General features: G+C 58.8%; 1 protein-coding gene. It reads right to left on the bottom strand.

Annotated elements, in window-relative coordinates; all coding sequences use genetic code 11:
* The coding region (locus ACV22W_RS33755) for a DDE-type integrase/transposase/recombinase (protein ID WP_448023874.1) at window positions 1-272 on the bottom strand (272 nt) is incomplete at both ends.

Below are 272 nucleotides of genomic sequence, written 5' to 3'. Positions count from 1 at the left end.
GATGTCCCGGTGTGCCTCCTGCGCCGACATGTAGCCCACTGACGGTAGCCATTCGGTCTTGAAGCTGCGGAACAGCCTCTCCATCGGGGAGTTATCCCAACAATTTCCTCGACGGCTCATGCTCTGCTGTATCCGATAGCGCCAGAGGCGCTGACGGAATTTCCGGCTTGCATATTGGCCGCCTTGATCCGAGTGAAACAGCAAGCCTTGCGGTCGACCACGTTGCTCATAGGCCATCTCCAACGCCTGCACGACCAGATCGGCATCAGGGC

This window comes from Burkholderia sp. AW49-1 (assembly GCF_053427845.1).
This window is presented reverse-complemented; position numbering and strand designations above follow the sequence as displayed.